This is a genomic window from Pseudomonas sp. (assembly GCF_049645325.1).
In the GTDB taxonomy this organism is placed as follows: domain Bacteria; phylum Pseudomonadota; class Gammaproteobacteria; order Pseudomonadales; family Pseudomonadaceae; genus Aquipseudomonas.
Map to the genome: position 1 here is coordinate 1 of NZ_JBARTQ010000092.1, position 6,229 is coordinate 6,229.

Annotated in this window: 4 protein-coding genes; 3 read left to right on the forward strand and 1 reads right to left on the reverse strand. The window is 61.6% G+C overall.

The genetic code is table 11. The features are described 5' to 3' along the window. The coding region (locus WBB95_RS03785; protein WP_424486362.1) for a retention module-containing protein at positions 1 to 915 on the reverse strand (915 nt) is incomplete at its 3' end. Between the two features lie 340 nt (positions 916 to 1,255). Here WBB95_RS03785 and WBB95_RS03790 point away from each other — a divergent pair. Genes WBB95_RS03790 through WBB95_RS03800 form a run of 3 tightly spaced genes read left to right on the forward strand, consistent with a single transcriptional unit; the run spans position 1,256 to position 6,166 of the window. Then, on the forward strand, positions 1,256 to 2,614 hold the full coding sequence (locus WBB95_RS03790; RefSeq protein ID WP_424486363.1) for a TolC family outer membrane protein: 1,359 nt from the start codon (positions 1,256 to 1,258) through the stop codon (positions 2,612 to 2,614). A gap of 41 nt (positions 2,615 to 2,655) precedes the next feature. Continuing rightward, complete coding sequence (locus WBB95_RS03795) at positions 2,656 to 4,812, forward strand: type I secretion system permease/ATPase (RefSeq protein WP_424486364.1); 2,157 nt, start codon at positions 2,656 to 2,658, stop codon at positions 4,810 to 4,812. Beyond that, positions 4,802 to 6,166 (forward strand): HlyD family type I secretion periplasmic adaptor subunit, encoded by a 1,365-nt coding sequence (locus tag WBB95_RS03800; RefSeq protein WP_424486365.1) that lies wholly within the window; start codon positions 4,802 to 4,804, stop codon positions 6,164 to 6,166. The genes WBB95_RS03795 and WBB95_RS03800 overlap by 11 nt, the downstream gene beginning before the upstream one ends. The last annotated feature ends 63 nt before the right edge of the window (positions 6,167 to 6,229 follow it).

A 6,229-nucleotide genomic window follows, 5' to 3' on the forward strand; every position in this document is an offset into this window, starting at 1 on the left:
CACCGGCGTCTGCGCCGGATTGGTCAAGGTGGCGGTGTAAGTAATCTGACCGCCTTCAGTCACGGTCCCGCCAGCGGTCAGCGTAACCGTGGTGGTGTCGATGGTGTCGGTAATCTGGGTAACAGCCGGCGCCGGGTCGAGGGTCAGTACCAGGTTGTTGCCGCCGGTGGTGCCGGTGACGTTGACGCTGATCTGGCTTGGGTCGATGTACGGGCTGTCATTCGGGGCCAGCGGTACGTTGACGGTGCCGGTCAGTTGGCCTGCGGTGATGGTGATCACTGCGCCGTTGGACAGGGTGATGGTCAGGTCATTGATCGGCGGCTGGGTGACAGTGGCGGTGTAGGTCAGTACGCCGCCAGCCTCGGTGATGGTCGGTGTCGCGCTGAGGGTCAGGGTGGACGCCTGCAACACCAGGTTGCCGTTGTCGGTGGAGCCTTGGGCGCCCGCGAGTTGGGTCTGTGTGGTGTTGGCCTGACCGATGGGGGCAGTCGGGAAGCCGATCGTCGGGTCTACGCGGCCCGCGGTCGCGTCCAGCACGACAAAGCTGTGGCCACCGCCTGCAGCGCCATTACCGGCAGCGGTTGCGCCCGCAGCGGTGGCTTCCAGGTCGGTGGTCGGATCGGCGCCCGCGGCGATGGCTTGCTGCAACTCGGCAACCGACGGCGCGGCTTGCTCAGTGGCAGCGGCCAGGTCGAGGCTGGAGTCCGGCAAGTCGGCGCTCCACTGGGTCTCGCGACCCAGGTCCAGCGTGCGGCCGTCGGCCAGTTCCAGGCTGACGGAGCCCGACAAGCCGGTGTCGACTTGGTCGCCCGCGAACAGGCGGTCCCCTTCAATAAGAAGTCGACGCGTTCCTTCCGGAGAAATAACGAAAACTTGACCAACAATGCTTTTGACGATGGCAACAACACTGCTCATTAAAGATTTCTCCGGCGATCCGTTTCTGATGAATTCCATGTGGCCGCTCGCGAGAGGAGGGCCAAACTGGAGGGGGCGTAGTCTATGAAGTTACTGACGTCAAATTATTGGCTAGATTTTTTCGTTATCTAGTTTATGCCAAACTATTGACCTTATGGTCGCCATCCTAAACAATCGGCCCCGTAATGTCACATTGATATTTATGCGGCGAACCGTCCTACATGTGTGAAGCAGTTCCGCTTTTTGAACTTTCCGACGTACGGTCATTACGGTAGCCATTTTCCGACGCAGCCACGTTAATTGCTGTGATTTGAGACAAGAAGTCCTGGGGAATTTTTAAATGCGTCTGCACCTGTTCAAGGCAATACCGTTCGTTCTCGCCGCCAGTTTTGTACAAGCCCAAACATTGCCTCAGGCCATGCAGCAGGCCTTGGATGTGCACCCGGAAATTCAAGCCGGTGTGAACAGCCGCATCGCCGCCGATTATCAATTGCGCGCCGCACAAGGTGGTTACCTGCCTCGTGTTGACCTGAACGCCGGTTACGGCCGTGAAGGCACCGACGACTCCAACACTCGCGCCGCCAGCGGCGCAAACGGCAACCAGTGGGACACGCATAACCGCGGTGAATCCAGCCTGCGCCTGCAGCAGATGATTTTTGACGGCTTCGCCACCTCCAGCGAAGTCGGGCGTCAACAAGCCAACGTCAACTCCCGTGCTTATTCCTTGCTCGGTACCTCCGAGCGCACCGGGTTGACCGTCGCCCAGGTGTACCTGGACGTGCTGACCCGCCGCGAGTTCGTGCGCCTGGCCGAAGAAAACCTGCGCAACCACGAACGCATCTACGACCAGATCAAGCTGCGCACCCAGCGTGGCGTCGGCAACGGTGCCGACCAGGACCAGGCCGAAGCGCGTCTGGCCCAGGCCCGCAACAACCTGATCACCGAACAGACCAACCTCGCCGACTCCCAGGTCAATTACCTCAGCGCCGTCGGCCAGATGCCCGACCAGCTCGAGCGCCCGGCCCCGTTCATGGCCATGCTGCCGGCTGACTTCAACGAAGCGCGCCGCCAGATGCTCGACAACAGCCCGGTGCTGCGCTCGGCCGAGTCGGACATCTCCGCCGCCGAGAGCCAGTACGACGCAGCCAAGTCGACCTTCTACCCGCGCTTCGATGCCGAACTGGGCACCAACGCCGACAACAACGTCGGCGGCGATGCCGGCCACAGCAACGGTTGGGAAGCCATGGTGCGCATGCGCTTCAACCTGTTCGCCGGTGGCAGCAACAAGGCTGACCTGCAGTCCAAGTCGTACCAGACCAGCCAGGCGCTGGACATCCGCAACAACGCCCTGCGCCAACTCAATGAAGAATTGGGCCTGGCCTGGAACGCCTTGAACAACGCCAACGCGCAGTTGCCGGTCGCGCAGCAATACGTCGACCACAGCACCCGCGTGCGTACCTCTTACCAGCAGCAGTTCAGCCTGGGCCAGCGTACCCTGCTCGACTTGCTCGACAGCGAGAACGAATTGTTCACCGCTTCCCGTCGCTTGGAAGAGATCAAGAACATTCAGTTATTTACTCAATATCGAATCAAGACGACCATGGGCGAATTGCTCAAAAGCCAGGGCGTAGTTGCACCGATGGCCTCTGTCGTACAGAACGACGTGAAGCCTCGAGTCCAGCTGCCTGGGATGAATTGAGTCACCCCAATAGCCCCATCTGTTTGTCGAGAGTGCACCGCGTGGAATCCGAAGTCAGTCGAGTTCATCTCAGTCATGATCCACGCACGCTGCACGACGACCCGTTACTCGACGGGTTGTTGGCACTCTGTGCCCTGCATCAAAAACCGGCCAGCGCGGCCATGCTCACCACTGGCCTGCCGCTGCCTTCGCAGCGCTTGAGTGCCGATTTACTGCCGCGTGCAGCCGCGCGTGCCGGGCTGCAGGGGCGCTTGTTGCAGCGCAAGCTGGAGCAGATTCCGACGATTGCACTGCCGGCGCTGCTGTTGCTCAAGGACGGGCGCAGCACCGTGCTGGTCGGGTGGCAAGGCGAAGATGACGCGCGGGTATTGCTCAGTGAAAGCGACGGCGGCGAAGTGCTCATCAAGCGTGAGCTGCTGGCCGAGGACTACATCGGCAAAGTCTTCTTCGCCCAGCCGCAGCACAAATTCGACGTCAACCACGGCACCCTGATTCCGCGCGCGCGTTCGTGGTTTCGCGACACCCTCATGCGCTCGCGCTGGCTCTACACCGACGCCATCGCCGCCAGCTTCCTGATCAACATCATCGCCATGGCTGCACCGCTGTTCGTGATGAACGTGTACGACCGTGTGGTACCGAACCAGGCCACGGCCACCTTATGGGTGTTGGCCGTGGGCATCTGCGGCGCGTACCTGTTCGACCTGGTGCTCAAAAGCCTACGCAGTTTGTGCCTGGACCTGGCCGGCAAGAAAACCGACTTGATCATCTCGGCCACGCTGTTCGAGCGCATCGTCGGCATGTCCATGAAGTACCGCCCGGCGCGGGTCGGCAGCTTTGCCCAGAACATCCATGAGTTTCAGAGCCTGCGCGATTTCCTCGCGTCGCTGACCCTCACCAGCCTCATCGACTTGCCGTTCACCCTGCTGATCTTCCTGGTGATCGCCATCCTCGGCGGCCACCTCGTGTGGATCCCGGTGCTCGCCTTCCCGCTGGCCCTGGGCATCGGCTATGCCCTGCAAAAGCCGCTGGTGGCCACCATGGAACGGACCATGGCGCTGGCCGCCGAGCGCCAGTCGAGCCTGATCGAAACCCTCGCCGGGCTGGACGCGGTCAAGGTCAACAACGCCGAGAGCGAGCGCCAGTACGGTTGGGAACAAACCATCGGCACCTTGAGCCGGCTTGAGCTGCGCGTGAAGTTGCTGTCGGGCTTGTCGATGAACATGACCCTGCTGATTCAGCAACTCGCCGGCGTGATCATGATCGTCTTCGGCGTGTACCAGATCATCGACGGCAACCTCAGCATGGGCGGCCTGATCGCCTGCTACATGCTCAGTGGTCGGGCGCTGAGCCCGCTGGCCTCGCTGTCGGGCCTGCTGACTCGCTACCAGCAAGCCAAAGTCACCATGACCTCGGTGGACCAGATGATGGAGCTGCCCCAGGAGCGCAATTTCGAAGAGCGCCCCATGAGCCGTCGCACCCTGCAAGGTGCCATTGAGTGCCGGGGCCTGAACTTCACTTATCCGAACCAACAGAACGCCGCGCTGAAAAACATCAACCTGGTGATCAAGCCGGGCGAGAAGATCGGCATCATCGGCCGCAGCGGCTCGGGTAAAAGCTCCCTCGCCAAACTGATCGTCGGCCTTTATCAACCCGACTCCGGCGCGTTGCTGGTGGACGGCGTGGATGTGCGCCAGATCGACGTGAGCGAGTTGCGCCACAACATCGGCTACGTCGCCCAGGACATCCAGTTACTCGCCGGCACGCTGCGTGACAACCTGGTTTCCGGTGCGCGTTATGTAGAAGACGAAATGGTCCTGCAAGCCGCCGAACTGGCCGGCGTGCACGAGTTCGCGCGCCTGCACCCGCAAGGCTATGAGCTGCAAGTCGGCGAGCGTGGGCAGAACCTGTCCGGCGGCCAGCGCCAGAACGTCGCCCTGGCCCGCGCGCTGCTGCTCAACCCGCCCATTCTGCTGCTGGACGAACCCACCAGCGCCATGGACAACACCGGTGAAGAACGCTTGAAGCAACGCCTGCAAGCCGTGGTGCAAAACAAGACCGTGGTGCTGGTCACCCACCGTGCCTCACTGCTCTCTCTGGTAGACCGCCTGTTGGTGGTCGACCGTGGGCAGATCCTCGCGGACGGCCCGAAAGCCGTGGTTATGGAAGCGTTGAAAAAGGGGCAGATCAGTGTTGCTTAACTCCATCAAAAGCGCGGTTGGCCGCTACTTCAAAGGCTCCGACTCGCTGCAGGGCCAGCCGCTGCCCGAGGTCAACAAGGCGCTGATCGAAGATGCGCCGCGGGTTATCCGCCTGACCATCTGGGCGATCATCGCGTTCTTCGTGTTCCTGGTGGTGTGGGCGGGCTTCTCCAGCATCGACGAAGTCACCCGTGGCGACGGCAAGGCGATTCCTTCGTCCAAGCTGCAGAAAATCCAGAACCTGGAAGGCGGCATCGTCTCCGAGTTGTTCGTCAAGGAAGGCCAGATCGTCGAAGCCGGCGCGCCGCTGATTCGCCTCGACGACACGCGGTTTGTGTCCAACGCCGGTGAAACCGAAGCGTTGCGCCTGGCCATGCAACTGCGCGTCGAGCGCCTGAGTGCGCAGGTGGACGATCGCCCGCTGAACATCCCCGATGATGTGCTCAAGGCCGCGCCAAGCCAGGCCGCCAACGAACGCTCCCTGTATGAAAGCCGCCGTCAGCAGTTGAAAGACGAAGTGGGCGGTTTGCAGGAACAACTGGTGCAGCGCCAGCAGGAACTGCGTGAGTTCACCTCCAAGCAAGGCCAGTACCGCAGCCAGTTGTCCCTGCAACGCGAGGAAATCAACATGTCCGAGCCGCTGGTGGCCCAAGGCGCGGTCTCGCCGGTGGAAGTGCTGCGCCTCAAGCGCGCCGAGATGGAAACCCGCGGTCAACTGGACGCCACCACCCTGGCCATTCCCCGCGCCGAGTCGGCGATCAAGGAAGTGCAGCGCAAGATCGACGAAACCCGTGGCAAATTCCGCAGTGAAGCGCTGACCCAGCTCAACGAAGCGCGCACCGAGCTGAACAAAGCGGCATCCACTGGCCGTGCCCTTGAGGACCGCGTCAGCCGTACGCTGGTCACCTCGCCGGTGCGCGGGATCGTCAAGCAGTTGCTGGTCAACACCGTCGGCGGCGTGATCCAGCCAGGCAGCGACATGGTCGAAATCGTGCCGCTCAACGACACCTTGCTGGTGGAAGCCAAGATCCGCCCGCAAGACATCGCCTTCCTGCACCCGGGGCAAGAAGCGATCGTCAAGTTCACCGCCTATGACTACACCATCTATGGCGGCCTGAAGGCCAAGCTCGAACGCATCGGTGCCGACACCATCACCGATGAAGACAAGAAAACCACCTACTACATGATCACCTTGCGTACCGACCGCAGCCACTTGGGCACGGACGAGAAACCGTTGCTGATCATTCCGGGCATGGTGGCGTCGGTGGACATCATCACCGGCAAGAAAAGCATCCTGAGCTACCTGCTCAAGCCGATCATCAAGGCGCGGGCCGAGGCGTTGCACGAGCGTTGATCTTCAGCGCCTGAACGACCTCATCGCAGGCAAGCCAGCTCCCACAGTTTGAATGTGTTCACC